Source organism: Aneurinibacillus aneurinilyticus ATCC 12856 (genome assembly GCF_000466385.1).
GTDB lineage: Bacteria > Bacillota > Bacilli > Aneurinibacillales > Aneurinibacillaceae > Aneurinibacillus > Aneurinibacillus aneurinilyticus.
Map to the genome: position 1 here is coordinate 1 of NZ_KE952746.1, position 24,888 is coordinate 24,888.

Annotated in this window: 28 protein-coding genes and 2 riboswitches; of the genes, 5 read left to right on the forward strand and 23 right to left on the reverse strand. The window is 44.5% G+C overall.

Annotated features, from left to right (window positions below; all coding sequences use genetic code 11):
* Positions 1 to 180 precede the first annotated feature (180 nt).
* The 3 genes from HMPREF0083_RS07510 to HMPREF0083_RS07520 form a co-directional block, all read right to left on the reverse strand.
* A complete protein-coding gene (locus HMPREF0083_RS07510) occupies positions 181 to 948 on the reverse strand; it encodes a MerR family transcriptional regulator (RefSeq protein WP_187374792.1) in 768 nt (255 codons plus the stop codon).
* A gap of 162 nt (positions 949 to 1,110) precedes the next feature.
* Entirely contained in the window at positions 1,111 to 1,302 is a 192-nt protein-coding gene (locus tag HMPREF0083_RS07515) for a hypothetical protein (protein ID WP_040301919.1), read from the reverse strand.
* On the reverse strand, positions 1,299 to 1,487 hold the full coding sequence (locus tag HMPREF0083_RS07520; RefSeq protein ID WP_040301921.1) for a hypothetical protein: 189 nt from the start codon (positions 1,485 to 1,487) through the stop codon (positions 1,299 to 1,301). Before HMPREF0083_RS07520 ends, HMPREF0083_RS07515 begins: the two co-directional genes overlap by 4 nt.
* A gap of 500 nt (positions 1,488 to 1,987) precedes the next feature.
* A riboswitch (cyclic di-GMP riboswitch) is annotated at positions 1,988 to 2,072 on the forward strand.
* Between the two features lie 84 nt (positions 2,073 to 2,156).
* On the opposite strand from HMPREF0083_RS07520, the gene HMPREF0083_RS07525 reads away from it, so the two are divergent.
* Together HMPREF0083_RS07525 and HMPREF0083_RS27935 are read left to right on the forward strand one after the other, a co-directional pair.
* A complete protein-coding gene (locus tag HMPREF0083_RS07525) occupies positions 2,157 to 2,522 on the forward strand; it encodes a response regulator (protein WP_040301923.1) in 366 nt (121 codons plus the stop codon).
* 10 nt (positions 2,523 to 2,532) lie between these two features.
* Positions 2,533 to 2,709: a helix-turn-helix domain-containing protein gene (locus HMPREF0083_RS27935; RefSeq protein ID WP_021620599.1), complete on the forward strand. Its 177-nt coding sequence runs from the start codon at positions 2,533 to 2,535 to the stop codon at positions 2,707 to 2,709.
* Between the two features lie 275 nt (positions 2,710 to 2,984).
* Here the strand turns inward: HMPREF0083_RS27935 and HMPREF0083_RS26265 are convergent, their stop codons facing one another.
* Complete coding sequence (locus HMPREF0083_RS26265) at positions 2,985 to 4,166, reverse strand: sensor histidine kinase (protein WP_167331550.1); 1,182 nt, start codon at positions 4,164 to 4,166, stop codon at positions 2,985 to 2,987.
* Positions 4,167 to 4,192: 26 nt separating this feature from the next.
* Positions 4,193 to 5,389, reverse strand: coding sequence for a beta-ketoacyl-[acyl-carrier-protein] synthase family protein (locus HMPREF0083_RS07535; protein ID WP_040301924.1), 1,197 nt, complete (start codon positions 5,387 to 5,389; stop codon positions 4,193 to 4,195).
* 459 nt (positions 5,390 to 5,848) lie between these two features.
* On the opposite strand from HMPREF0083_RS07535, the gene HMPREF0083_RS07540 reads away from it, so the two are divergent.
* Positions 5,849 to 6,490: a hypothetical protein gene (locus HMPREF0083_RS07540; protein WP_021620604.1), complete on the forward strand. Its 642-nt coding sequence runs from the start codon at positions 5,849 to 5,851 to the stop codon at positions 6,488 to 6,490.
* A gap of 168 nt (positions 6,491 to 6,658) precedes the next feature.
* Complete coding sequence (locus HMPREF0083_RS07545) at positions 6,659 to 7,765, forward strand: deoxyribonuclease IV (protein ID WP_021620605.1); 1,107 nt, start codon at positions 6,659 to 6,661, stop codon at positions 7,763 to 7,765.
* A gap of 637 nt (positions 7,766 to 8,402) precedes the next feature.
* Here the strand turns inward: HMPREF0083_RS07545 and dapA are convergent.
* Both dapA and HMPREF0083_RS07555 read right to left on the reverse strand, forming a co-directional pair.
* A complete protein-coding gene (dapA, locus tag HMPREF0083_RS07550) occupies positions 8,403 to 9,293 on the reverse strand; it encodes a 4-hydroxy-tetrahydrodipicolinate synthase (protein ID WP_040301926.1) in 891 nt (296 codons plus the stop codon).
* A gap of 221 nt (positions 9,294 to 9,514) precedes the next feature.
* Positions 9,515 to 9,704: riboswitch (Lysine riboswitch) on the reverse strand.
* A 103-nt stretch (positions 9,705 to 9,807) separates the two neighbouring features.
* A complete protein-coding gene (locus HMPREF0083_RS07555) occupies positions 9,808 to 10,692 on the reverse strand; it encodes a LysR family transcriptional regulator (protein ID WP_021620608.1) in 885 nt (294 codons plus the stop codon).
* 138 nt (positions 10,693 to 10,830) lie between these two features.
* Here HMPREF0083_RS07555 and HMPREF0083_RS07560 point away from each other — a divergent pair, with 138 nt between their 5' ends.
* The gene (locus tag HMPREF0083_RS07560) at positions 10,831 to 11,877 is read left to right on the forward strand and encodes a YeiH family protein (RefSeq protein WP_040301939.1); all 1,047 of its coding nucleotides are present in this window, start codon (positions 10,831 to 10,833) and stop codon (positions 11,875 to 11,877) included.
* Positions 11,878 to 11,947: 70 nt separating this feature from the next.
* On the opposite strand, the gene HMPREF0083_RS07565 is transcribed toward HMPREF0083_RS07560, so the two are convergent.
* From HMPREF0083_RS07565 to fdhF, 16 genes are all read right to left on the reverse strand, one after another.
* On the reverse strand, positions 11,948 to 13,060 hold the full coding sequence (locus HMPREF0083_RS07565) for an enoyl-CoA hydratase/isomerase family protein (RefSeq protein ID WP_021620610.1): 1,113 nt from the start codon (positions 13,058 to 13,060) through the stop codon (positions 11,948 to 11,950).
* Between the two features lie 150 nt (positions 13,061 to 13,210).
* Positions 13,211 to 13,450, reverse strand: a complete 240-nt coding sequence (locus HMPREF0083_RS07570; RefSeq protein ID WP_021620611.1) for a hypothetical protein — start codon at positions 13,448 to 13,450, stop codon at positions 13,211 to 13,213.
* Positions 13,447 to 13,773, reverse strand: coding sequence for a YbjQ family protein (locus HMPREF0083_RS07575; protein ID WP_021620612.1), 327 nt, complete (start codon positions 13,771 to 13,773; stop codon positions 13,447 to 13,449). The genes HMPREF0083_RS07570 and HMPREF0083_RS07575 overlap by 4 nt, the downstream gene beginning before the upstream one ends.
* Positions 13,774 to 13,923: 150 nt before the next feature.
* Positions 13,924 to 14,109: a type Z 30S ribosomal protein S14 gene (locus tag HMPREF0083_RS07580; RefSeq protein WP_021620613.1), complete on the reverse strand. Its 186-nt coding sequence runs from the start codon at positions 14,107 to 14,109 to the stop codon at positions 13,924 to 13,926.
* Positions 14,110 to 14,224: 115 nt separating this feature from the next.
* Complete coding sequence (locus tag HMPREF0083_RS07585) at positions 14,225 to 16,132, reverse strand: ABC-F family ATP-binding cassette domain-containing protein (protein ID WP_040301942.1); 1,908 nt, start codon at positions 16,130 to 16,132, stop codon at positions 14,225 to 14,227.
* A 256-nt stretch (positions 16,133 to 16,388) separates the two neighbouring features.
* Positions 16,389 to 16,631 carry a MoaD/ThiS family protein gene (locus HMPREF0083_RS07590; RefSeq protein ID WP_021620615.1) on the reverse strand — a complete coding sequence of 81 codons (243 nt, stop codon included), beginning with the start codon at positions 16,629 to 16,631 and terminating at the stop codon, positions 16,389 to 16,391.
* Positions 16,628 to 17,095, reverse strand: a complete 468-nt coding sequence (locus HMPREF0083_RS07595; protein ID WP_021620616.1) for a molybdenum cofactor biosynthesis protein MoaE — start codon at positions 17,093 to 17,095, stop codon at positions 16,628 to 16,630. The genes HMPREF0083_RS07590 and HMPREF0083_RS07595 overlap by 4 nt, the downstream gene beginning before the upstream one ends.
* On the reverse strand, positions 17,092 to 17,601 hold the full coding sequence (gene mobB, locus HMPREF0083_RS07600) for a molybdopterin-guanine dinucleotide biosynthesis protein B (protein WP_021620617.1): 510 nt from the start codon (positions 17,599 to 17,601) through the stop codon (positions 17,092 to 17,094). Before mobB ends, HMPREF0083_RS07595 begins: the two co-directional genes overlap by 4 nt.
* A gap of 17 nt (positions 17,602 to 17,618) precedes the next feature.
* Complete coding sequence (locus HMPREF0083_RS07605; RefSeq protein ID WP_021620618.1) at positions 17,619 to 18,872, reverse strand: molybdopterin molybdotransferase MoeA; 1,254 nt, start codon at positions 18,870 to 18,872, stop codon at positions 17,619 to 17,621.
* Entirely contained in the window at positions 18,869 to 19,456 is a 588-nt protein-coding gene (gene mobA / locus HMPREF0083_RS07610) for a molybdenum cofactor guanylyltransferase (RefSeq protein ID WP_021620619.1), read from the reverse strand. Before mobA ends, HMPREF0083_RS07605 begins: the two co-directional genes overlap by 4 nt.
* Positions 19,457 to 19,601: 145 nt before the next feature.
* Positions 19,602 to 20,174, reverse strand: coding sequence for a hypothetical protein (locus tag HMPREF0083_RS07615; protein ID WP_021620620.1), 573 nt, complete (start codon positions 20,172 to 20,174; stop codon positions 19,602 to 19,604).
* A gap of 73 nt (positions 20,175 to 20,247) precedes the next feature.
* Positions 20,248 to 21,432: an MFS transporter gene (locus HMPREF0083_RS07620; protein ID WP_021620621.1), complete on the reverse strand. Its 1,185-nt coding sequence runs from the start codon at positions 21,430 to 21,432 to the stop codon at positions 20,248 to 20,250.
* A complete protein-coding gene (locus HMPREF0083_RS07625) occupies positions 21,429 to 21,668 on the reverse strand; it encodes a hypothetical protein (RefSeq protein WP_021620622.1) in 240 nt (79 codons plus the stop codon). The genes HMPREF0083_RS07620 and HMPREF0083_RS07625 overlap by 4 nt, the downstream gene beginning before the upstream one ends.
* Complete coding sequence (locus HMPREF0083_RS07630; RefSeq protein WP_021620623.1) at positions 21,661 to 22,185, reverse strand: Rieske 2Fe-2S domain-containing protein; 525 nt, start codon at positions 22,183 to 22,185, stop codon at positions 21,661 to 21,663. Before HMPREF0083_RS07630 ends, HMPREF0083_RS07625 begins: the two co-directional genes overlap by 8 nt.
* A 31-nt stretch (positions 22,186 to 22,216) precedes the next feature.
* On the reverse strand, positions 22,217 to 22,759 hold the full coding sequence (locus HMPREF0083_RS07635) for a 4Fe-4S dicluster domain-containing protein (RefSeq protein ID WP_021620624.1): 543 nt from the start codon (positions 22,757 to 22,759) through the stop codon (positions 22,217 to 22,219).
* A gap of 13 nt (positions 22,760 to 22,772) precedes the next feature.
* Positions 22,773 to 24,881 carry a formate dehydrogenase subunit alpha gene (gene fdhF, locus HMPREF0083_RS07640; RefSeq protein ID WP_040301929.1) on the reverse strand — a complete coding sequence of 703 codons (2,109 nt, stop codon included), beginning with the start codon at positions 24,879 to 24,881 and terminating at the stop codon, positions 22,773 to 22,775.
* Between the last annotated feature and the right edge of the window lie 7 nt (positions 24,882 to 24,888).

The following is a 24,888-nucleotide window of genomic DNA, read 5'->3' on the forward strand; positions in this document are numbered from 1 at the left end:
GGACACAAACAAGGCCTTTCGTCTCCCTTTCCGAATATATTGTAGTATCCTTTCATTGCTCTAATGGGGCCGAAATGGCGCCGACCTATGTCGGCCTTTTTTATTTCCCCTCTTTTTCACCATTGTCATATTGCAAAACACACTACTGCTTCTTTTCTTTAATTTTTACTTCTTCAAAAATTAACCTTTTTTCATTCCTGTATAAATAAGAATGGCATCTCTGAGAAACTCTGCTACTCCAGAATTTTTTTTATCATAATAGGCTGCAAATCTTTCATCATCTACATACAATTGTGCTACCCCTGCATGTGCCTCCTTCGTGTAGCTATCCCAAAAGTAGCTTAACCATTGGCGATGCAGATCAGCAGCTTTCTGTGCTAATTCGCTTGCAGGGTCTCCGATTAGGAACGCCTCATTTACTAGATCCAGGACCTCTTTTTCAAGCTTTTCAACCTCAGCATACTGTGCCTCTGTCATTCCTTTTAATTTTTTATTTGAATTGTCGATTTGTTCGTCCCCATACTTTGCTCTAATCTCTTCACCATAGTTCTTTTCATTTTCATTAATCAATTTTTGTTTAAAGGCTTCAAACTTTTCTTTATCGCTCATGTTCATTCTCCCTTCCCTAACAGCTAACGTTTTATCAACATTAGCAATTAATAAATTTAATTGCTGACGTTTGGTCAGGAGCTTTTCACGGTGTTCTTTCAGTGCTTTTACGTCATCAAAGGATGGGGAGTTGACGATTTTTTTTATACTTTCCAAATCTACATCAAGCTCCCTGTAAAAAAGAATTTGCTGTAGCCTATCAACCTCTGCTTGCCCATATATGCGATACCCGGACGAATTGATTCTTGCCGGCTTAAGAATTCCAATTTCATCGTAATATCGCAATGTTCTGCTCGTAATCCCAGCCAATCTTGCTAGCTTTTGCACTGTGTATTCCATGCCCTCACCTCCTGACACCATCACTATATACCTTTACGTAACGTTAATGTAAATAGGTGATTTATGAAAAATTATACTAAGGTGTCTTCTGCCTTTTTCAATAAAAATCAGATCAGAAAGCAGGCATTACTTACAGCAGCCTGCCAGAACTAATGAGTATACCTATTTATTATATACACTCTCTTTTTGTTCTAATGCCAGCAAGCATCCCACATGATGGTTAAACCGCTCAAAATGGTGGTTCAGTTCTCCTGATTGCTTCCGCTCATGCCCGGCTGCCCGGTATAGGTCAATATACCATACATGATAGTGCCCCCAACCACGATGCCATACGGATAACAACCATTGTCTCATCCTGCTGTCCCCTTCTTTTCCATTCTTTTTATCTGTTGAATCGTATCAGCCAACGCTTTCGCTTTTCCACTCCAGTAAAAGTATGCCATATAATCTGGCATGTCCAACAATTCATTAGCCCGCTGCTTAGCTTGTCTCTGTTCTGCCTGCAACGTTTTGACCAACTCGATAAAAAAAGAATCCATATTCATCCACTACCTTTTTTGCAGATTCGTCGATGTTATCTGCCCGCATATCGATTTTTTGGCCAGCCAGCCCGCTCGGCAGGCCTTTTTCTCCAAAAATGACTATATAATTCATACAACGCTTCTGTTTTCAGCTCCCGCTGTCACTGACAGATTGACATCGACATTCCCTTTATCATATGTAGCAATGAATCGTACGGTTCGTACTTTTTTGCTTCATTCATCCACGTTTTGACCAACTCGATTCCCTTTGCCATTGCAGCTTGCAGCACTCCCCTTCTTCATATTCAAATAGCTTTACATAATAAAAAAAACCTATTTTTTTATAGATCAAAAGGCCTCCATAAATCATTATCCAACAATAACCAAGAACTTTCCGACCATGAAACTGTGTAAAAATTTAGGTATTACATCATTTAACAAATTCTCCCGTTTGGGATATTATTTTTATGTCCAGGCAATTGGATGTATTTTTTACCTGACTTCACAATTGAATAAGGCAACGATAATAGCAAACGTATCGAAAGATAGGGACGCAAAGCCACGGGTCTAACGTGTAAAAACCATGACAGCCGGGTTACCGAAAGCCTTTTAGTATAAGGGCTATTTCTCATGCAAAGAGATAGTCCTTTTTATATAGAATTTTTAGTAACAGGAGGAGATGTACATATGCATAAAGTTTTAGTAGTAGATGATGCTGTTTTCATGCGAAATATAATTAAGGATTTTCTAACGAAAAATGGATTTGAGGTAGTTGGTGAGGCTGGAAATGGGGCGGAAGCCGTCCAAAAATACATACAGACACGCCCTGATCTTGTCACTATGGACATTACGATGCCAGAGATGGATGGGGTAGAGGCACTGAAGAAAATCAAAGAACATGATCCCCTTGCCAAAATCATTATTTGCTCTGCAATGGGCCAGGAGAAAATGGTTATTCAAGCTATGGGAGCTGGTGCAATCGATTTCATCGTCAAGCCTTTTCAGGAAGCTCGGGTGCTTGAAGCCATTACTAAAGCTGCTGCTTCCCTATAGGAGAAAAGAGATGAGAACATTAAAAAAATCATATTCACTACTATTTAAGTTTCAGGTAATTATGGACGCGATGATATATGAAAACAATGCTCGAGCCGCCCGTAAACATCAACTGAATATAACGATTGTCTCCCGCTGGGTCAGAGAATACAAACAAGGAAAATTCGACTCCTATTTCAATGGCTAATACGATTGGCAACCCATCGGCTAAACCGATGGGTTATTCTTTGCTTCTGCGCTTTCTTATCTATAAAAAAGCCACTTGGCAGTGGTTTTAATGCTGACTTCCTGCTTTATTAACGCCAGCATTAATCTCTCTATTTTTTGGCGTTTGGAATAAACTTCGTGATAAGATCTGCTTCTTTGTCCATAGACACAACATCAGTCATCACTGTTATATAATCGCAGCGAATACGATAGGCAGATTATTCGGCTATCATTTGCCGAGCAATCGCAGTTACGTTATTTATGAGATGTAACCAATGGCAAGCGAATTTCTACCACCGTTCCTTCCTTCTCTTTGGACTGTACATTGATACTTCCATTCATTTCTTCAATTAATCTCTTGCATATACATAATCCCAAGCCTGTTCCTTCCTCTTTCGTTGTAAAGAACGGATCGAAAATTTTACTTAGCTGGCGTTCCGGAATTCCTACTCCATTATCTGCAAAAGTTAGTACCACTTGCTTACCGTCTTCTGAAGGAGATAAGCTGACAAGCAAGACCCCTCCTGAATCCATTGCAGAAATACTATTTTTCGTGATATTGAGAATAATTTGTTCAATATAGGAAGGTATCCCCCGGACAAAAATATTAACCGAAGGCAAGGATAAACGAATATCCAGGCTGCCCTCCAACACAAAATAAGCAGACAGATGGTATACTTTTTTAAAAAGCTCGTTTAAATTAATTGTCTCCCATCTATTTTTTTGCGTATCATTTTTTCTTGCCAAAAGCAAAAAATCAGAGACAAGATTCTCTACTTTCGTAATTTCCTCAATGCAAATGTCGATGTAATTCAAAAAGTCTCCCATGCTTTCTGAACGATCTGCTGCCATCTGCCTTATTAGCTGTTGAAAGCCTTTAATGCTGCATAGGGGATTTCTAATTTCATGGGCCATTCCAGCTGCCATTTGTCCCATAATCGAAATCTTCTGGTTATGCAAATGAGTGATCATTTTATCCTTAGCAAATAGAAATCCGTTAATATAACCATAAAATCTTGTATTTAGAATATCGACAAATCGAGAGGTAAGAAGGGAACGCGTTTCCGGATCAGGTACATTCTGATTAATCAAATCACAAACGTATCCGAAAGAGTTTGTTCGGATGCTATGTGTGAGTTGGAGTACGACTTCCCTGTTCATTTCCTTTACTTCTCCAAAATATACCCCTACCTCATAGCCGTCCTCTTCTATTTGCTGTATACACTTCTTATACTCCTTCTCACTCTCGAATAACATTGTCGCTACTGCAACATATACTGATTCCAGGGAAGCGGCATACTCATGTATATCTCCAATAGCTTCTTGAAAGTTCGTTATGTTTCTTTCCATATCTTGCAGATGCGCTTCGATCATTCGTGGTATTTTCCGAATAATTAAAGGTAATAAAGTATTTCTATATTCACTTATTCTAGCCATTTCCATTCTCCATCAAGCATAGTATTTTAGCATTCATATTTGGAAATAAAAATACATGCATTATTTCCACCATAACCGTGCGACGTGACAATAAAGCTGTCAACCTGTGTTTGAATTGTATGACATACGATAGGTACATCCGGATAATCATTCTGCCCAATATGTATAGTAGATGGGATGAAATGACGCTCCATTCCAATAAGGGAGGAAATGATTTGCATGCCCGCACTTGCCCCGAATGTGTGACCCGTTATTCCTTTTATCGAAGTAATTGGAACACTTTCACCGAATACCTTCATATGATTTATAGCTTCAATTGTATCATTTTCTACCATTCCTAATGCCTGGCTATTAACATATGAAGGATTTTTTCCCCCGGCGGCCCGCTTTATATCATGAAGCAAATGTTTTCCTTCCCGATCCGAAAAAAAGATTCCTTTTCCATCATTCGTCGTGCTGATTCCATCGATTACGCCCAAAATTCTGGCGCCTCTTTTCCGGGCGATGGATTCCTTCTCAAGAATAAGTACACTTGCTCCCTCCGCCATTACGAACCCCCCACTTTTTTTTGAAAATGGCACCCCCATCATGTGCAGTTCCTTATCTTGAGATAAACATCTTATCTTTCCGAAAGCATACATCACGGTCTTAGATAAAGGAGCATCCGCACCACCGACAATGCAGGCATCCAGTTCCCCCATATGTAAGTACATCATTGCATCCTGAATGGCATCAATACTTGCCGAGCATCCTGTTGCTACCGTTCTGGTAACACCATGTACGCCGACAAATTCCGCTATCGAAGAAGCCAAGCTATGATAATGAACGATGCCGCATCCATTTACAGGCACATCTTTAAAATTGCTCTGATGCGCAAGAACGACCATCTGATCATAACCTAAAGTCCCCCCTAAAGCCGTTCCCATAAAAACTCCTGTTCTGTATGTATCCCAGTTTTTATACCCGGCCATCCTTATTGCCTCGCCGGCCGCTGACATGGCTAGGAGACTAATTCTAGGATATCTCTTGTATTTTTTATCCTGCACGTCTTCCAGTCTATCATGTACCACGCCAAACGCGATATTTTTTCCTTCTGTCCCTTCCCCTATGAAGAGGTCAAGCGCGCTCTTTTCTGTCAACAGGGTATCCGTAAAATGTTCGACGCCATATCCTCCCGGGACTTTAATACCATATCCTGTAATGACAATTTTTTCCCTTTCCACATTTTCTCTCCTTTCTAATATAATTTCCATAGTTTTGGTTTAATTACTTCTTTTATGTCCGGGATATTTTGATTATCTTACTTCTACAAGGTAGTAAAAATAACCTTTTTAGACTGCTATTTCTGACATAAAAAATCGTAATTCCTTATGTCCTGTGTATGTTCCTTTCATCCCTGTTAAGAAATCAGAAAATCACCCCATTTGTCCAACTTCGGTTCCGATAAGAAAAAATGATAATTTCGTGAAACTTACAGCAAATCAATTGAACTTTTCAGTTGTTTCTGCTTTCCTTTTTATTTATAAGGGTTTTGTGTACAATAAGTGAGAAGTGATGGGTTTGGCTATTTTTCATCCTTCTTGCTTGCAGCTTGCTCTGCTATATTGCTGCGAAATGCCAGACCTCTTATTTCAAAAAATACACAATTATCAACATGCAATGACACATAAAGGAGATTAATCATGGGAGCAGCAAAAAGCTTACTAATCGGGGTGCTTGTATGCAGCCTGTCCGGGGCAATCGGATGTGCAGCACAGCCGCAGAAAACAGAGCAACCAAAGCAGGAGCAAGGACAATCAAAACAAGAACCAAAGACAGAAAAAGGAAAAATCACATTCTCTGATCCTCGTCTTCAACGAATTTCCGAAAAGTTTAAGACAAAATATACAGAGGCGGAGTTACCTAAAGATAAGGTAACAAAGGTAGATCTAATGAACATGGTTATGGAGTTTCAGAATGGCACGCAATATAAGCCGGATGAATATGGACTATACAGCATGACTGCTTATCAGGTCGACAAAGAAAAGGAACTTTATGATTGGCAAAAAGATGATCTTGTAGCGATGTTTATCGTAGATGGCCTCATTGGGCAACCACCGTATGCGCTTAAGCAAATCGAAGAAGCAAAAAAAAGAACACAAGATAAGGACCTGCTGGAAGTGCTTGCAGAGATAGAAAAAGGCTTGAGGGAAATGCCACAGGATGTTGTAATCGGTCGTCGCTTACAGGAAAATGAAGAAAAATATCCAGCCATTAAAAAATATAATGAACTAAGAATAGCTTTACAGAAAGAATTCTATGAAAAGATTGAAGCCACAAAATAACCCAAGCAACGGACTTTTCTATATAAGGTTGCTTTACCCGGTATATACCGGGTCTTTTTTTTGCGAACGGGAAATAAATAGGAAAACTTCATACTTGAAGCACATCTTTACCGTTCATGTTGTTAGGAACTTTCTGCTACAATAGAGCAATGAGGAGTGATACATAAGATGAAGATAGGATCGCACGTTTCATTTTCTAAGAAAGGATTACTTAACGCGGTGGAAGAAGCTATCAGCTATGGCTCCACTTCGTTTATGGTGTATACAGGAGCTCCACAGAATACTCGGCGCAAGCCAATGGAAGAGCAATTCGTCGAAGAAGGCTTTGAGATTATGAAAAAATACGGTATCGACGATATTGTCGTCCATGCACCGTATATTATTAATCTCGGCTCATACAAACCAAACACATTCGAGCTTGCCGTCTCATTCCTTCAGGAAGAAATTAAGCGGGCTGAATATGTAGGAGCAAAAAATATCGTCTTGCACCCGGGCGCATATACCGATAAAGACGCCGAGTATGGAATCAATCGAATCGCCGAAGGTTTAAACGAAGTACTGCATACCGGGCAAACGGTCAACATTGCCCTTGAGACGATGGCAGGAAAAGGGTCCGAAATAGGACGTACATTTGAGGAATTGGCCGCGATCATCGACAAGGTAAAACTGAATGATAAACTCACTGTATGCTTTGATACGTGTCATACGCATGATGCCGGATATAATTTGGTCGATGATTTCGACGGCGTTATGGAAGAATTCGACCGGGTTGTCGGTCTCGACCGCCTGGCTGTTTTCCATATTAATGATAGTAAAAATTTCCGCGGTGCCGCAAAGGACAGGCATGCACCGATCGGCTCCGGCCTCATCGGATTTGATGCTATTTACCGCATCGTACATCATGAAGTAGCCAGAGGAAAGCCGATTATCCTGGAAACGCCATGGATCGGTAAAAATAAAACCGATCAGTCGCCAATGTATGAAGTTGAAATCGCGCTGCTTCGCGGTACGGTCGAAGAGCGATTTACGGAAAACTTCTTAGACGATATCGCACTGCTGTCGTCTTATTTCGAAAAGGAAGGCATCGATCGCCGCGATTATATCGTGCAAAACTGGGAGCTGCTTCAAGACAAGAAAATGAAGAAAGAAGATCCACGTGAGCCATTAGAAAAACTGTTTGATACAGTTACTCGTGCAGAGCTTCTACCAGACGAGTCCGAAGAAGGCATCAACAAGCGGCTCATCGCCTGGTTGGCTGGCATAAACACAAAATAAGCAAATATCAAAAGTCCCCAAAGCGCCAAAAATACTATGGACATATTTGGGGACTTTTATAATAAAGCCAACGGGAGGCATAAATTCTACCATACACACTCAATATAAGAATTAATAAAAGGCATTCCCATGATTGACAAACGTTTGCTAGCTGTCTTTACTTACTATGGAATTCCGCTTGTCTATTTGCAAAAAAACTCCGGCATTAAGGTTTAATCTCTTTTTCCTGCAATTTTGTTTCAAATAAATTGTTTGTTTGATTGTTACTTGTTCGTTGATATTCGAAATAATTGGTAGTGTTACAATAAATACGCATATACACACATCCTATTGTTTTTATACGTAGCATTACACATCTAAAAAATATTACTTTGTTATACAAAATATCGGAAGATTCTATTTTTAAATTAATCCTAAACTAATGTTTACCTCCCACCACAAACATGTGTCGATTTATCCAATCAGATGTATATAGTATGAACGTAAGGAAGGCCGCTCTTATAAAGCGGCCTTCCTTATGTCCATATGCTATTTATATATTTTCTCTCCTAGTTTCTATCTATACTCCTTATATACCTCTCACCTGACGAATCAACACATTTTAGGGATAAGGATAAAAAACTACGTCAAACGAATTCTATATAGCTACCACTTCTGTTTTCGGTAACAGCCTTTCTACAAATTGCTGCTCCTCTTCCGTCAATTCAACGAGCGGCAAACGTACACCACCTACTTCGATGCCCTGCATAATGAGTGCGGCTTTTACAGGCGTCGGATTAGCGGCAATGAACAGCCCTTCGAATATCGGCAGCAGCTTACGGTGCAACGCACTTGCCTTTGTAATATCGCCACTAACGAATGCCTGAATCATTTCTGACATTTCTCGGCCAATCACATGACTTGCTACGCTCACTATACCTTTACCGCCAACAGACATGCAGGGTAATGTCATGCCATCATCGCCGGTATACAGGACGAAATCATCAGGTGTCTTGTCAATAATGATTGACATTTGAGAGGTGTCACTATTTGCTTCTTTAATCGCCACAATGTTAGCTACATCATGCGCTAGGCGTATGGTTGTCTCGGGCTTCATATTAATAACAGATCGACCCGGGATGTTGTACAGCATTACCGGCAGTTTCGTGCTTTCTGCAATCGTTTTAAAATGTTGATACAGGCCTTCCTGTGATGGCTTATTGTAATAAGGAACGACCAGCATTACACCATCTACCCCGCACTTCACTGCCTTTTGTGTCAGTTCAATGGATGCAGCCGTGCTATTGCTACCTGTACCAGCTACCACCGGTATACGTCCGTTCACAATCTCTACAACATGACGGAATAAATCTACCTTCTCCTGTCCAGTCAAAGTTGGTGATTCTCCGGTCGTACCCGCTACAACAAGTGCAGTCGAACCGGTCGCAATCAGATGTTCCACGAGCGCTTCTGTTTGTTTCTTATCAACCTGTAACCCCGCGTCAAACGGCGTCACCATCGCGGTAACCATTCTCCCTAAATCAATCATTCCAATTCCTCCTTTATCGTCGTTTCGCATTGGCCTATGTACGACTTGTTTTTGTATACGAGCGCGCGTATTGGAAAGGGGAACCTAATCCACAGCCCGTGCCCACAAAAAACTCCCCTAACCGGACAGGTAGGAGAGCATACAGGCGAAGAAAATAAAAACACCTACAACACGGGTCGTAGATGGAAATTGAACATTGTGTTCCCCCATCTCCGTATCTTCTGCAAGATAGCGCAACACGCGTATCCGGAAAGTACGCGTGACAGTTCTGTTCCTATTCGGAAACAGCCCCAGCCTGCCTGTCTAGAGAATCCAGGCAAACTTCGGCGGTCTTCCCTTTCCTCTGCGTTCTCCGATGTTCTCTCCATCTCCCGCAGCATACTTTTGAAGCCCGCGACCTCTACCTCATCAGAGTGTTGATGAGGTTTTACGAATATAAAGTTGTATTGATGCTAGTATATTGGACTTCCTGCCTTGGGTCAAGGGAAAATTGGAGAAATGATGGACAAACAACTCAATCAGACATTTTTTCAATTTCCCTAAGAAAGACCTTCACCAGATTGGTCTGCTCTGCATGTACCGGGACTACATAAGATAAGCGGCGTGGAAACTGTTCTCCCTGAATCGAAATCATCGCCAGTTCACCATGCTGAATGGGCTTTCGCACCACCCATTTCGAAAGCAATGTAATGCCCAATCCGGCCGCCACCGCTTCCTTAACTGCCTGGTTGCTGCTAAATGTAATCGTTTTTCCCACACTCAGCCCCAGCGTACGAATTACATGATCAGAATACACACGAGTACCGGAGCCTTCTTCCCGTACAATCCATATCTCATCCTGCAATTCATCAGGCGTGATTGGCTTGTTGCCTACAAGTGGATGATTCATGGGCGCTACCAGAACCATCTCATCTTTCATAAACGGAACGATTTGCAACTCTTTGTCACTTGTCTGTCCTTCTATGAGACCGATATCCATGTGCAACAGTTTCACCGCCTCAATAATCCGTTGCGTATTGCCAATGGTTACTTCTATTTCTACATGCGGATAGCGATGACAGAAATCTGCCAGCAGAACAGGTAAGACGTATTCACCAATGGTAAAACTGGCCCCGATATGCAGCGTTCCGGCAATTCGGTGCTGGTGTGCATAAATGTCTTCTCTCGCTTTCTCATATAAGTTCAACATCTGTCTCGCTCGCTCATACAGCATTTCTCCTGCCTGGGTTACATATAGATGCTTAGGTGAACGGTCAATAAGTTTCGTGCCGAATTCACGCTCAAGCTGCTTAATGTGCAGGCTAACACTAGGCTGAGACAGACGCAGCATCTCTCCGGCCCGAGTAAAATTCTTCACTTCCACTACAGTAACAAAGGTGCGCAGCGCATCGTAATGCATGATTGCCTCCTACTATCATTAAAAAAACTAATCTTAAAGATAGAATAACTATATTTTACTTATTATTCAACCGCTTTTATAGTAAAAGTAAGCATACTATATATGAAGTGGGGGAAAAAAATGCAGCAAGGTGCAGCTATGCAACAAACGACTGGCCAACAGAAAAAAAGAGAAAAAAAACGGGGAGCCACTCCTTTTCTGTTAGGACTTGGGATTACACTGGTAATTGCCATTATAGCAAAATATATTGCAATGCTTCCGGTGCTCAGCATCATCGGGCAACTCGTCATCGCTATCCTGCTTGGCATGATGTGGAGGGCAACACTGCCGATACCAGGTTCCGCTATGGTCGGGGTGGAATTTGCCAGCAAAAAACTTTTACGACTAGGAATTATTCTCCTAGGAATGCGCCTAAATCTACAGGATATCATTCAAGCGGGGCCGAAAGTGTTCGCCGTAGCTGGTTTGGATATTGTATTTGCGCTAATTGTTGTATATGGATTAACCCGCCTATTCGGGGTAAACCGCAGGCTTGGCATGCTAACCGCATGTGGCACAGCCATTTGTGGTGCGGCAGCGGTAGCAGCGGTAGCTCCGCAGGTAAAAGCGGATAAAAAAGAAACAGCGGTCGGTGTGGCAACTGTCGCTGTACTGGGAACCTTATTTACACTAGCGTATTCCGTGATATATCCGATACTTGGTCTGACAGAATCCGGCTATGGGGTATTCGCCGGTGGTACGCTTCATGAGATTGCTCATGTAATAGCTGCCGCTGCTGCTGGCGGATCACAAGCGATGGACATTGCCATCATCGTAAAGTTAACGCGGGTAGCGCTATTAGTTCCGGTGGCCCTTGTAATCGGCTGGTGGTATCACCGACAAACAAAACACGAGGACGGTGCCTCCCAAGCCGAACGCACACCACTTGCCATCCCTTGGTTTATCCTTGGTTTTCTTCTTGTGAGCGGAATTAACACGCTAGGCATCGTGCCGCAGGGCATCGCAGCTCAAATCGTAGCACTTGCGTATTTATTGATTGCAATGGCAATGGCCGGTCTTGGCCTTAATATTGATGCAAGTACATTAAAACGAATGGGAATACGACCATTTTGGGCGGGGCTAATCGGCTCGATTCTTCTTTCCGTTTTCGGTTTTACACTCGTATATTTGTTAGGGCTTTCCTGACATATTACCGTATCAATATTCGAAAAAAACGGATGCCATCCTCTTTGGCATCCGTTTTCGTATCCGCCTTTTACTTCTGGTCCATTGGGTGCTGTCCGCCTTCCCATGGGTTTTTGAAGAACGCTTCCACATCCTCTTGCTTTACCTCATGAATCGTTGCGGGATTCCAACTTGGATTTCGGTCTTTATCTACCAGTACAGAACGTATACCTTCATAAAAATCATGACTGTGCATAAAATGCATACTCATGTTCATCTCCATCCGAAAACAATCAGCAGCCGTCATCTCTTTCCCCCGAACAAGCTGTTCCAATGCTACAGCCATGGAAATCGGTGATTTTCCTCGCAGCGTGTTTGCCGTTTCCGCTGCCCATTCATCCCCCTCGGCTGCCGACCGATCAAGCGAATCCAGAATATCTGCTACTGAGTGATGGTTAAAATGATGATCAACTTTATCTTGCACTTTCGCCAGCGGTGATTCTGGAAGGTTGGTTGTCCCGTATTTTGCAAGGATTCTGACTAATTTGGCGCTCACCTGCTCACGGTTTCCTGCCTGTGTCCAATCTTCTGTCTGTACATCGCTCTTAAGCTCGTTCCATTGTTCAGATTGGATATAATAATCAGCAGCGCCAAGATAGATTGCGTCCGCACCATTGAATAAATGGGCCGTCAATGCCAGATATCGCCCCATCTGCCCTGGCATCTGATTCAGAAAATAACTGCCCCCTACATCAGGAAAAAAGCCAATATTCATCTCGGGCATAGATAATTTCGAGCGCTCAGTCACTACACGATCACTCGCAAAAATCGATACGCCAATACCACCGCCCATAACGATGCCATTCATATAAGCAAGAACCGGCTTCGTATAACGATGCAAAGCCAAATTCATTTTATATTCAATTGAGAAGAATTGCAGCGCATATTCCTCTACATTATCACCGCGCTTATCATAGAACGAACGCATATCTCCGCCCGCGCACAATCCTTTTTCTCCAGCCCCTTCGATTATGACAAGGGTGACGGCTGGATTGCGCTCCCACTCAGCAAGCTTTTTGCCGATTTCATCGACCATATACAAAGACAGGGCATTCAAGGCTTTCGGTCGATTCAGCAGAATATGTCCGACACCCTTCTCTACATGGAATAAAACTTCATTGTTCGTCTGCACTACGTTCTCCACTCTGTATGACCTCCTATTCGTCCTTACTATTGTGTATCTTTTCGACAAAATGCTGCTAAAATCCTCTTCTGTCAGCGCATCGATCGATACAAAGATACGCTTAAAATAATAAGCAAGCAGTGAAGCGGAGTACAATCATGCAGAGAAGCTTTACTCTTCTTCTTTATAAAATCGTTCCCCCGAACCTGGATGGTAATATACATACAATTTTTTACCTGTGGTCGGATCAATCGTGACTTCCCCGGTTTTTTCAAAGCCTGGGGGAACTTTATCATCCTGTTGTCTGCTTTTAAAGCGTTTATCCCAAATAAACCATGAAAGCAAAACAATAATAATAAACAGCAGCAATTGAATACCAATATACCCGACGGCAAGATTTAGCCAATTCATGATTCAATAGGCTCGGCTATAACAGCTGTGCCATACGCAACAATTTCGCTCATATTGGAGCCAATTTCTCCAGAATCGAAGCGCATCATAATAATAGCATTCGCTCCCATCGCCTGTGCATTTTTCACCATCCGATCAAGTGCCTGCTTGCGCGCATCTTCAAGCATTTCTGTATACTGATTAATTTCTCCTCCGACAAGCCCTTTCAATGCGGCAGTAATATCTTTCCCTAGCCCTCTTGCCCGCACTGTTAAACCAAATACCGGTCCCTTTATCTCCTTTACCCGATGATTGGCGATATTTTCAGTCGTTACAATTATCATTGATTTTCTCCTCACATTATCATCATTATCATTATTGATATTAATAATATTTTACAATATAAAAGATGTCAATAATTTTGATGTCCACTCTAATTAAAAAAACCGAAAAGCGGAAGTATCCCGTCCTTCGGTTTGTCTATGTTTGTTCAGTTACCAGCTTGCTTTTTTTACGCCAGGCAAATGTCCTTGATAGGCCAGGTCGCGAATGCAAATCCGGCACAGCTTAAATTTGCGATATACAGAATGCGGGCGGCCGCAGCGCTCGCAGCGTGTGTAAGCCTGTACTTTAAATTTTGGCTTCCGCTGTGATTTAACAATCATTGATTTTTTTGCCATAACTGCCTCCTTCAATTTATGAATGTATATGCTAAACCTACTGTCATATATAAATACAAAAACATGCAATACTATTTATTATAGTACTTCTGATGAATAAATGCAAAACATATACTTAGCTTTTCTGTGCTTCAATTTCTTCCACCAGCATGTTCAGCTCAGCCCAACGCTCTACCTTGGCCTCCAATTCAGCATCAACCTTATTTTTCTCCTCGGTCAATTCAGCGAGCCTGCCATAGTCGCTTCCCGTCTGTGCCATGTCCCTCTCAAGCGTTTCGCTTCTCTGCTCCAGCTTACTGATTTCCTGTTCAATCGTCTCAAACTCCAGCTTTTCTTTATACGTAAGACGTCGCGGCTTTTCTTTTTTCTCCCGGGACACCGCTTCCTTTGCCTCCCGGTGTTCATTCATTGCTTTTTGGCTCTCTTCATATTTTCGTGCATCTAAGTACTCACTATAATTTCCATTGTATTCCTTAATGAGCCCGTTGCCCTCAAAAGCAAACAAACGCTCCGCCGTCCGATCAAGGAAATAGCGATCATGCGATACAGTAATAACGACACCCGGGAAGTTTTCAAGATAATCTTCAAGAATCGAAAGCGTCTGAATATCAAGATCATTCGTCGGCTCATCAAGCAACAGCACATTAGGCTCTCCCATCAATACACGAAGCAAATATAGCCGTCGCTTCTCTCCGCCGGATAGACGCCCGATTAGCGTACCGTGTGCTTCAGGGGCAAATAAAAAGCGCTCCAGCATTTGACCTGCAGACAATGTCTTGCCGTCTGCCAGATGAATCACATGCCCTGCTTCTTTAATATAGTCAATAACACGCTGACTTTCATCCATCTCCGTATTCTCCTGGCCATAATAGCCCATACGCACGGTTGGCCCCAGCACTGCTTCCCCGCTGCTTGGCACAAGCTTACCGGCAATAATCTTCAATAACGTAGATTTGCCACTACCATTCGGTCCAACAATACCAACACGATCTCCCGGTACAGCAATATAGCTGAAATCGTGAATAAGTGTCCGTCCGTCGAATGCCGCCGATATATGCTCAAGTTCGATGATTTTTTTACCCAGGCGTTGCGATTTCAATTCGATTTCAAGTGCCTGCTGTTGGGCCTGTGGCTTATTTTCCTGCAGCTGGTGAACACGGTCAATACGCGCTTTTTGCTTCGTCGTACGAGCTTTTGCCCCCCTGCGCAGCCAAGCAAGTTCACGCCGTAGCATGTTCTGACGAGTCGCTTCTGTAGCCGCTTCCCGTTCCTCCCGCTCTGCTTTCTTCTCAAGGAAATAAGTGTAGTTCCCATCATACGAATACAGGTTTCCTCGGTCGAGTTCTACAATCCGATTTACTACACGATCCAAAAAATAGCGATCATGGGTAATTAATAACAGTGCGCCTTTAAAGCGTGATAAATAGCCTTCCAGCCACTCTACCGTCTCATTATCAATATGATTCGTCGGCTCATCAAGAATGAGCAGGTCTGCAGGGTTAATTAATGCGCGTGCCATCGCTACCCGTTTACGCTGTCCTCCGGAGAGCAGACGCACCTCCGCAGAGAAATGATGAAGACCGAGACGCGTCAATATCGCTTTTGCATTCGTCTCTACATCCCACGCCCCCATACGATCCATCCGTTCGTTCAAGTCGGCCAGTTTTTGCTGTAGCTTTTCATCTCCTGGATCGCTGCTAATCCGCTCAATTGTTTGTTCATATTCTTTTACCAATTGCATGAGCGGCGAATCACCAGCAAAAATCTGATCCAATACCGTCCCCGCTTCTTCAAATACCGGATTCTGCGGCAGGAACTCCACGCGCATCCGATTGCCTATCGTTACCGTACCGCCATCCGGCGGAACGATACCAGCCAGCACTTTCAGAAGAGTGGATTTACCTGTACCGTTAACACCGATAATACCGATTCGTTCCCCTTCTTGAATACCAAGTGAAATATTGTTAAACAATGTTTTCATCCCATACGATTTGGAAATATTCTCTACTGTTAAAATGTTCATAGCCGTCATTGTCCTTTTTCTTGAAAAATTTTATCGCCGTTATACAACTTATTCTCCAATTATAAAATAAAACTTCCATCAACGGGAGTTTTATTCATCCTTCACCGATAGCTCGTTGTACACATTAAGCTTGTATGAGAAAAAATGAAGCTTTTTGGCCAGTCATCATATAGTACAATGAAAAAAGTTTGAGTTGCTTCTTATTCATAAAAAAGACCCGGGCACATATACGTTTTCCCGGATCTTTCCTAATTTCTTATCCCCCGCTTACCGGAGGCAGAAACGCCACTTCATCTCCATCCCGCAGCATTTCTTCTATGTTAGCGAATTCTTGATTGATCGCCACCATGGCGGAAGGAATATGCGGTGCAAGCATCGGATATCGTTCTCCGAGCCATCGCTTCACATCCGCTGTCGACATTCCTTCCGTCCAGGGCAGCTTGATCGTCTCTTCGTCAGCTTCCTCCGCCATGGCCGCAAAAAGTTTAATCGTAATCATAATTCGTGTCCTCCCATCTCCGGCTTTCCGGTTGGATACACTCTCGTCTCTTTCTGATCGCCTATCCACGCTTCGCCATCTTCCCAATGTTCTTTTTTCCAAATCGGTACAATCTCTTTAATTCGCTCAATTGCATAACGCGAATATTCGTACGAGTCTGCACGATGTGGCGTAGCGACCGCGATGACGACAGCAATATCGCTAATCTCAAGCCGTCCGATGCGATGGGTAATAGCCACGCGTGCATCCGGGCACTTCTCCTGAATCTCCTGACCAATACGCGCTAATTGGCTTTCCGCCATCTCCTTGTAAGCAGCATATTCTAAATACAGTGTCCGTTTCCCTTTTGTTAATTCCCGCACCGTACCCACGAACAAATTGACAGCTCCGCAGTTGGGATGGATAACTTTATTCATCACCTGCTCAACTGGAATCACTTCTTCAATCACTTCAAACAATTTCATTGTGTCTCTCCTTTAAGATGCGCCAGCAAGATACCAGCGATGCCCTCGATATCATTGACATCATATTGTGGATGCCCGATTTTCTCAAGTCGCTCCCAGGTTGCAACCGCCAGCACAGATGTAACATTCTCCATAAGTTCGACATGTTCTGAATGACGAAGTACAACGATTTTCGGATAATCTGCAAACTTATATCCTTCGATCAGAACAATATCCATATCTTTGTAAAGGGGGAGCAGCTCTTCAATCGTGCGATATTCCTGTATCATAATAGCCGTTTTTTGCGCTGATGTAATTGAGACGAGCGAAGCTCCTGCTTCCCGATGCCTCCATGTATCTTTGCCCGGTTTGTCAACCTCAAAATCGTGTGCATCATGTTTAATCGTGCCGATTCGATACCCCTGTGCGCTCAAATAAACGAGAAGTTTAGTAATGAGTGTCGTCTTGCCACTATTAGAATAGCCTACGACTTGCAGTACAGGCGGATGCCTGTCTTCCTGTGACATATTTCTCTCTCCTATATTTATTCTCCGACATTATACGGAAGCTGTAAAATCGTAACCTCTTCACCTTTGGCAGCTCCGCTTCCTCCCGGCGGGATGCGCATTAGGCAGTTCGCGTCTGTAATATTCGTCACAACACCCGACTTGTCCCGTCCAACCGGATAAACAACAACTCGTCCATCTTCGATAGCCCATGAACTGCGGACGAATCGATCGAATGGAGACGGTTTCTTCATATCTACACCTAATATGGCTTTCGTCTCTGGCAAATGCACTTCTGGCTTGCCTTGCATCGCTGCCAGAAGCGGACGAACAAACAGCTCGAATCCTACGAAACAAGCCCCCGGGTTGCCGGATAATCCGAAAATAAATTGATCGTTATAGCGCGCTGCCGATGTAACACTCCCCGGACGCATCGCGATTTTATTAAACAGCAATTGCGCATCGAGCCGATTGAACACTTCTACCATAATATCGAAATCTCCAACCGAAACACCGCCTGATGTAATGAGCATATCTGTTTCCTCAAGGATCATGAGAATGCGCTCTACTGCCTTATCAGGGTCGTCTTCAAGATTGCCGTATAAAATAGGTACTCCCCCTGCCTGGCGCACCTGGCTTGCAGTCATATAGCTGTTACTGTTGCGGATTTTCCCATAGCGAAGCGGCTCTTCCGGCATGAGAAGTTCTGAACCTGTCGCAAGAATACCAATTCTGGGCAAGCGGTATACCGGAACTTCTGCATAGCCAAACGTTGCAAGTATTGCCATCTCTCCAGGTCCAATCCGCTTCCCGGCTTCGATAAGCAAATCTCCCGCTTTCTTCTCTTCGCCAAGCTGAATAATATTTTCTCCTGGCTCCATCTCTTTCTTCACGCCAACATAACGCTCCACCCGCTCTTCATTCTCCGTTGTCATCTCAAACATGATAACGCAGTCAGCCCCTTGCGGAATTGCTGCACCTGTCATGATCCGGGCAGCCTGTCCGGCCTCAACTGTAAACGCCGGCTCGTCACCACAGGCGATGGCCCCTACAACCTCCAGTTCCACCGGCATAGCAGGGGTGGCGCCGCTTGTATCTTCAGCACGCACTGCAAATCCATCATACGGCGACTTCGGAAAATGAGGCACATCATTGGTAGCCTGTATCGGTTCAGCCAGACGACGGCCTTCGCTCTCGAGCAGAGGAACCCTTTCAACCGGATTTTTTTCAGCATACGCAAGCACACGCTCCCTTGCTTCCTCTACCTGAATCGGCTCACGATGAAATCTCATACTCTCTCCCCTTTTTGAAATTCGTCATAATCTTGTACAGTATTTATATTGCAAAAAGGATCGGTTGGAAAGCTCAGCGTCGCATCCCACGCAAACGTGCGCCTGCCATCGATCAAATCGAACATTCGCCTGCGTCCATCCTTAAGAAGTGCCTCAGCAAACGGCCATACGCGTCGATGGTACAGGGCGCACAACGGGTGTGCCCTTCCGCTCCATACAGGGTAAATAATGTCGTATTCCTTCTCAAGCATGGATGCCCTGTCACATAATTGAAGCACCACGTCTGCTTCTAATGCTGGCATATCGCATGCGACGACGAACAAAATATCGGAAGTTGCAACACGCATCGCAGTCACAATACCGCCCAATGGTCCCTGTCCCGGGATATCATCAGGATAAATCGGCACTTCATTCGGTATCATTTTCAGCCGCTCTGGATGGTTGGAGATGATGACGCAGCGATCCATTACCGGGGTAAGCAAACGCCGGGTACGTTCGATTAACGGCACACCCTCTACAAGCAGCAGTTCTTTCGGCTGCCCCATACGAGAACTGTGTCCACCGGCCAGAATAATTCCTTCCATCCTGCTCGCTCCTTCTTCGCTAATGACTTCATTTTATATTGTAGCGCATTTTTTCTGACAAGCCCATTAAAGATACGCTTACACAGCAAATTGCTTCAAAGTAAAAAACGAGACGTATCATGTTGTGCGTCTCGCCTTTTTATCTTCACGCTTTCTCTGGTTCAATCCATTCCCCGGTTGCCTCCACGATAACATGCGGACTGGCCGAAAGTTTACACGTTCCCTCCTCTGTCTTCAATCGGCACGAGCTGATGCGTATAATTCCTTCCGCATCTTCAGCAGTGTCATAGGAAAGCAGAACGCCTTCTCCAAGTTGGTTGTACATTGTATCGTACACCCGTACATGCGTATCTTGAATTGCGTTGAAACGAGCGGCATGCAGAAAACTAATCCAGCGCTCCCAGTTACAGAACAGGCTCGTCTTCGTACCATCCTGTAAATAGCCGATATGATAATCAGTTTCCGAAATCATACCGCCTGCTCGATTTTTTACATCAACAATCATGCGACGCACCGTTTCCAGGGCGGGAAGCGAAAGTTGCTCGTTAATATAAAACGTCACTGTCTTATCCATAGCGACTTGGACCGTATTCTCCCGGTGTTCGATAAAATAAGAATAATCATTAAGCGTTTTCTGATGATATCCCAGCTCTTGCAGCAAATTCGTAATAACAAAAAAATCAGCGTCCGGCTCCCGGATAAAAACAGTATAAGGCATATACTCTCCTCCTCTATGAACGCAAGGAAGCTCCCACGTCTTTATGAGAGCTTCCTTTATTCTTTTCGATGACTTACAGTGCTTGTTTCTTTACAAATGAATGATTGTTTTTCGTGTCGAAAAAACGTTTATTCAATACAAAGCAAAGAATGGCGAAGCCAACAAAGAAGAAGAAGCCCAGGAAGTAGGAATCCGTCATGTCCTTTACTGTTCCCATCACAATTGGCGGAAAGAAGCCGCCCAGTCCACCGGCTGCACCTACGAATCCGGTCACTGCGCCCGTGCTTCCCGGAAACAAGGTCGGGACCAGCTTAAATACAGCGCCGTTGCCGATACCGGCTAAAAACGATATGGTTAAGCATCCGACAGAGAATGCGATCATGTTCTCCGTCATAAATGAAACGAGTGCACCGGACAATACCATCATCAAAAACACATAAGTGAGCACACGTCCTGCACCGATTTTATCACCCAGGTATCCGCCAATCGGACGCATCAACGTGGCAATCACGACGAATCCGGCGGCACGAAGCCCTGCATCTACCGCGGAAATACCAAATAAATCTTGTAGTAGCGTTGGCAAATAAATACTGAATGCAACGAAACTACCAAAAGTTAAAAAGTAGAAAATGGATAAAATCCATGTGTTTTTGAATTTGACAACGGAAAACGCCTGTGCAAATGTTTTTGTCTGTTCCGGCTTTGGTAGTTCTTCCGTTGTCAGCCAGAATACAATTGCTGTGATAAGAACGACGGCTGCCAGAATCAAGAATACACTCCCTAAGCCAAACGCCACGGCCAGCGAAGGAATCACAAAGCCAGCGACAGCATTCCCGAAGTTCCCCATACCAGTGATACCGAGCACTGTACCTTGTTTTTCCGGCGGATACCAGCGCGATACATATGCAATCGCAATCGCAAAACTCGTACCGGCCATCCCGATGAAGAAGGCCCAGAACAGATATGCAGTATAACTGTTAGCAAAGCTAATACCAATGAGCGGAATTATCAAGAAAAGCATGAGCATTGTATACATTTTCTTGCCGCCATACCGATCGGTCATAATACCAAGCGGTATACGCATAACGGAACCAAGCAGCACCGGTGTAGCGACGAGAATGCTTTTTTGAGTAGCTGTCAGTTCAAACAGCTTCTGTAGCTGGGACGCAAGTGGCGAAAGTGAGGCCCACACCGCAAAAGCTACGACCATCGCCAGTGTGGACATGATAAGAGCAGATGTTTGGCCTTTCTTACTCATTGTTCTCTTCTCCTTTGGTGAGCGGATTTTTCTTTTTTTGCCCATCGTTTATATATATAAATCATAAGAACAGCTAGAAGCATCGAGAGCCCAGACACCCAAGGGATGCGCGCACCATGCTCCGCAAAATGCAATTCCACTACATACTGCAACAACAGTGCCTGGACAAATGTCAGGATAACCATCGCGTAGAAGTACGGCCTGGAAGGTCGGGACGCTTTCCCTATCTTAGACATGATGACGCACCTTCCTTCCAATGGCGTATATGGCGCCGTTTCTTACCTCCAGCTCAATCAACGGCAATTCACGTTTCGGAGGACCTGCCAGCGGCTGGCCATTCTCGACTGAGAAAAAACCATGATGACACGGACAGACAAGCTTTTCCTGCTCAGGGCTCCAGAAAACGCTGCACTGTAGATGTGTGCATTTGCTGTTGTATGCTTTATACTTTCCGCTGTTCAGATGAACCAGCACTGCTGGCTGACTCTCGTCCGGATAATTGAACACGACGGATCCGCCCTTCGGTACATCCTTCACATCAGCGATTTTCACTTGCGGCAATGCTTCCTTTTTCTTGCCAGCCAACGCATGGATAGAAAACGGAAGCGTTGCTGCTGACATCGTCAGTCCAGCGGCAAACATCGCCTTGAGAAAACTTCGGCGATTATAGTCAACATCTTCTTCCCGGTTGACGTTATCCACCAGGTGAAGCAGGTCGGATTCGGAATGTTTTCCAGTTTCGTGTTTAGGCATGGCACATGACACTCCTTCCAGTTTCGTGCCGTTATTCGGTATAGACGCCGAACGTTTCGGGGACGAAGTTCCATTTGTTTTGCTCGGTTGGCTTTTTGCCTTGCAACAAATTGGATTGGGCTCGCTTGCGGCGCAGCTCCATCATTTCTTCAAAACCGATGAAACGGATTGCTTCCGATGGGCACACCGACGCACACATAGGCGAGATGTCCTGCGACGTACGTTCATAGCACATGTCACATTTATACATGATGTTCTTCTCGAAATCGAACTTTGGAATACCGAACGGACAACCAAATGTACAGTTACGGCAACCGATGCACTTTTCTTCCATCGCGGAAAGCACCACGCCGTCCTTCGTAATCTGAATGGCGTTAGCCGGACAAACCCTGGCACAGGCCGGGTCTTTGCAGTGCATGCACATCATCGGGAATGTCTGCCGACTTTCCATAAAATCGATATATTCCACATAATTACGCTCTTTCGCATCGTGTCCGCCACACTCCCGGCAAGCCGCCTGACAGGCGCGGCAGCCAATGCAACGTTCAAATTCAAGATACAGCACTCGATCCATGCTTGTTCACTCCTCAAGATTTTCTCAGGCGTACCGCGCATACTTTGAATTCCGGCATACGGGAAACCGGGTCTAGGCACGGATTGGTCAATTGGTTGACAGACAATTGTTTGCCCCAATGATACGGCACAAATACAGTGTCCTTGCGGATGGCTTTTGTCAACCTTACTTTTAATTTCATTTTTGCACGACGCGTTTCGAGTTCTACCTCTTCGCCATCTTGCAAATTGTATTTACTTGCCATCTCCGGATGCATTTCCGCGTATGGCTCCGGACATTTCTCCATAAGAAAATCAATGCGTCGGGTCTGGTTACCGGACAAATAATGGAACACCACACGCCCGGTTGTTAAAATTTCCGGGAACTCTTTGCTTTGAATCTCGCCCGCTTCCTGCCAATCGACTATACGTAGATTAGCTTTGCCGTCCGGCGTCGGAAACGAATCCTGATACACGTACGGCGTTCCGGGATGCTCAAGGTCCGGGCATGGCCAGAATACACCTTGCTGCTTCTCGATTTTTTCATACGTGATGCCGTAGTAGTCCGCCTTCCCACCCCTAGAGGCTACACGCAGTTCATTAAAAATCTCCTCTGCATTCCCATATTTAAAATACTTGCCACGCCCCATGCGTGTAGCAATTTCACTGAGAATCCGCCAATCCGGCTTCGATTCTCCTGCTGGCTTACGGATTTGATTGATTTTAATGACACGTCCTTCTGTATTGGTTGTGGTGCCTTCGTCTTCGGCCCACGTAGTTGTCGGCAGGACAACATCGGCGAACTCTGCTGTTTCGGATAGGAAAAAGTCATTCACAACAAGGAAGTCAAGCTTTTCCAGCGCTTTCCACACATGGTGTGCGTTCGGTGATGATACTGCCGGATTGCTGCAGATCACATGCATGGCCCGCACCGTTCCCTGGTGAATGGAATCGAGCATTTCATACGCAGATACGCCCGGTCCCGGCATTTCAGCCGGGTCAATCCCCCATACTTGCGAAATATACTGCACAGCTTCCGGATCGGTCAGTTTGCGATAGCCGGGAAGAAGGTCTGCTTTCTGTCCATGTTCGCGACCGCCTTGTCCGTTCCCCTGGCCGGTAAATGTCGCTACACCGCTCGCAAATTTACCGATTTGACCACGGATAAGCGCCAGGTTCGTGTAGGAGCCGACATTGTCCACGCCTTTGCGCTGCTGTTCTACCCCCCGCGCAAACATTACGACCGATTTTTTTGCCTTCCCGTATATGTGTGCCGCTTTGATGATTTTTTCTTGTGCAACACCGGTAAGCCAGGAGGTATATTCAGGCGTAAATTTCCCTACCATTTTTTCCAGGTCTTCAAAACCGTTGACCCGTTGCACAACGTATTCATTATCTACATAACCTTCTTTGATCAAAATGTGTGCAATTCCATTTGCCAGAGCAGAGTCGGTACCCGGTTTCAGATCCAGATGCACATCGGCAATGCGAGCGGTTGGCGTCTCGCGGGGGTCGGCAACAATAAGTTTCGCTCCCCGGTCGCGGCCCCGCCAAAACCAAGTGATGCTGGTTGGATGGCATTCTGCCGTATTCGATCCGGCCAGGAAAAAGCAATCCGAATGCAAAAGATCCGTCCAAGGTAATGTGGAGCCACGATCCATGCCTAAGGTGGCATTAAATCCACCAGCCGCTGACGACATGCAGTAGCGCCCATTATAGTCAATATGCTTCGTGCCAAGGCCTACACGAGCGTATTTACCGACGAGGTAACATTTTTCGTTCGTCATTGATACGCCACCATAGACGCCAACAGCATCTTTGCCATACGTGGCAGCAATTTCTTTAAATTTTCGTTCGATAAGGTCATACGCTTCTTCCCATGAAGCTTCGATAAATTTTCCGTCCCTCTTGATTAATGGACGGAGAATGCGGTCCGGATGCTCAACCTGCTGATAGGCCGTTACACCTTTCGGGCAAAGACGACCTTGATTGACCGGCCATTCGTAGCGTGGCTCTATGCCTACGACACGTCCTGTAGCATCATCAATCCGAACATTCATGCCACATTGCATACCACAATATGAACAATGCGTCGGGATAAAACTCTCGCCTTTTCGATGCAAATTTTTCGTTTCCGTTGCCATATTCGTC

Coding starts and splice junctions, on each gene's coding strand:
- HMPREF0083_RS07510 (WP_187374792.1), bottom strand. CDS start 948: ATGGAATACACAGTGCAAAAGCTAGCAAGATTGGCTGGGATTACGAGC.
- HMPREF0083_RS07515 (WP_040301919.1), bottom strand. CDS start 1,302: ATGAGACAATGGTTGTTATCCGTATGGCATCGTGGTTGGGGGCACTAT.
- HMPREF0083_RS07520 (WP_040301921.1), bottom strand. CDS start 1,487: ATGGATTCTTTTTTTATCGAGTTGGTCAAAACGTTGCAGGCAGAACAG.
- HMPREF0083_RS07525 (WP_040301923.1), top strand. CDS start 2,157: ATGCATAAAGTTTTAGTAGTAGATGATGCTGTTTTCATGCGAAATATA.
- HMPREF0083_RS27935 (WP_021620599.1), top strand. CDS start 2,533: ATGAGAACATTAAAAAAATCATATTCACTACTATTTAAGTTTCAGGTA.
- HMPREF0083_RS26265 (WP_167331550.1), bottom strand. CDS start 4,166: ATGGCTAGAATAAGTGAATATAGAAATACTTTATTACCTTTAATTATT.
- HMPREF0083_RS07540 (WP_021620604.1), top strand. CDS start 5,849: ATGGGAGCAGCAAAAAGCTTACTAATCGGGGTGCTTGTATGCAGCCTG.
- HMPREF0083_RS07545 (WP_021620605.1), top strand. CDS start 6,659: ATGAAGATAGGATCGCACGTTTCATTTTCTAAGAAAGGATTACTTAAC.
- dapA (WP_040301926.1), bottom strand. CDS start 9,293: ATGATTGATTTAGGGAGAATGGTTACCGCGATGGTGACGCCGTTTGAC.
- HMPREF0083_RS07555 (WP_021620608.1), bottom strand. CDS start 10,692: ATGCATTACGATGCGCTGCGCACCTTTGTTACTGTAGTGGAAGTGAAG.
- HMPREF0083_RS07560 (WP_040301939.1), top strand. CDS start 10,831: ATGCAACAAACGACTGGCCAACAGAAAAAAAGAGAAAAAAAACGGGGA.
- HMPREF0083_RS07570 (WP_021620611.1), bottom strand. CDS start 13,450: ATGAATTGGCTAAATCTTGCCGTCGGGTATATTGGTATTCAATTGCTG.
- HMPREF0083_RS07575 (WP_021620612.1), bottom strand. CDS start 13,773: ATGATAATTGTAACGACTGAAAATATCGCCAATCATCGGGTAAAGGAG.
- HMPREF0083_RS07580 (WP_021620613.1), bottom strand. CDS start 14,109: ATGGCAAAAAAATCAATGATTGTTAAATCACAGCGGAAGCCAAAATTT.
- HMPREF0083_RS07585 (WP_040301942.1), bottom strand. CDS start 16,132: ATGAACATTTTAACAGTAGAGAATATTTCCAAATCGTATGGGATGAAA.
- HMPREF0083_RS07590 (WP_021620615.1), bottom strand. CDS start 16,631: ATGATTACGATTAAACTTTTTGCGGCCATGGCGGAGGAAGCTGACGAA.
- HMPREF0083_RS07595 (WP_021620616.1), bottom strand. CDS start 17,095: ATGAAATTGTTTGAAGTGATTGAAGAAGTGATTCCAGTTGAGCAGGTG.
- mobB (WP_021620617.1), bottom strand. CDS start 17,601: ATGTCACAGGAAGACAGGCATCCGCCTGTACTGCAAGTCGTAGGCTAT.
- HMPREF0083_RS07605 (WP_021620618.1), bottom strand. CDS start 18,872: ATGAGATTTCATCGTGAGCCGATTCAGGTAGAGGAAGCAAGGGAGCGT.
- mobA (WP_021620619.1), bottom strand. CDS start 19,456: ATGGAAGGAATTATTCTGGCCGGTGGACACAGTTCTCGTATGGGGCAG.
- HMPREF0083_RS07615 (WP_021620620.1), bottom strand. CDS start 20,174: ATGCCTTATACTGTTTTTATCCGGGAGCCGGACGCTGATTTTTTTGTT.
- HMPREF0083_RS07620 (WP_021620621.1), bottom strand. CDS start 21,432: ATGAGTAAGAAAGGCCAAACATCTGCTCTTATCATGTCCACACTGGCG.
- HMPREF0083_RS07625 (WP_021620622.1), bottom strand. CDS start 21,668: ATGTCTAAGATAGGGAAAGCGTCCCGACCTTCCAGGCCGTACTTCTAC.
- HMPREF0083_RS07630 (WP_021620623.1), bottom strand. CDS start 22,185: ATGCCTAAACACGAAACTGGAAAACATTCCGAATCCGACCTGCTTCAC.
- HMPREF0083_RS07635 (WP_021620624.1), bottom strand. CDS start 22,759: ATGGATCGAGTGCTGTATCTTGAATTTGAACGTTGCATTGGCTGCCGC.
- fdhF (WP_040301929.1), bottom strand. CDS start 24,881: ATGGCAACGGAAACGAAAAATTTGCATCGAAAAGGCGAGAGTTTTATC.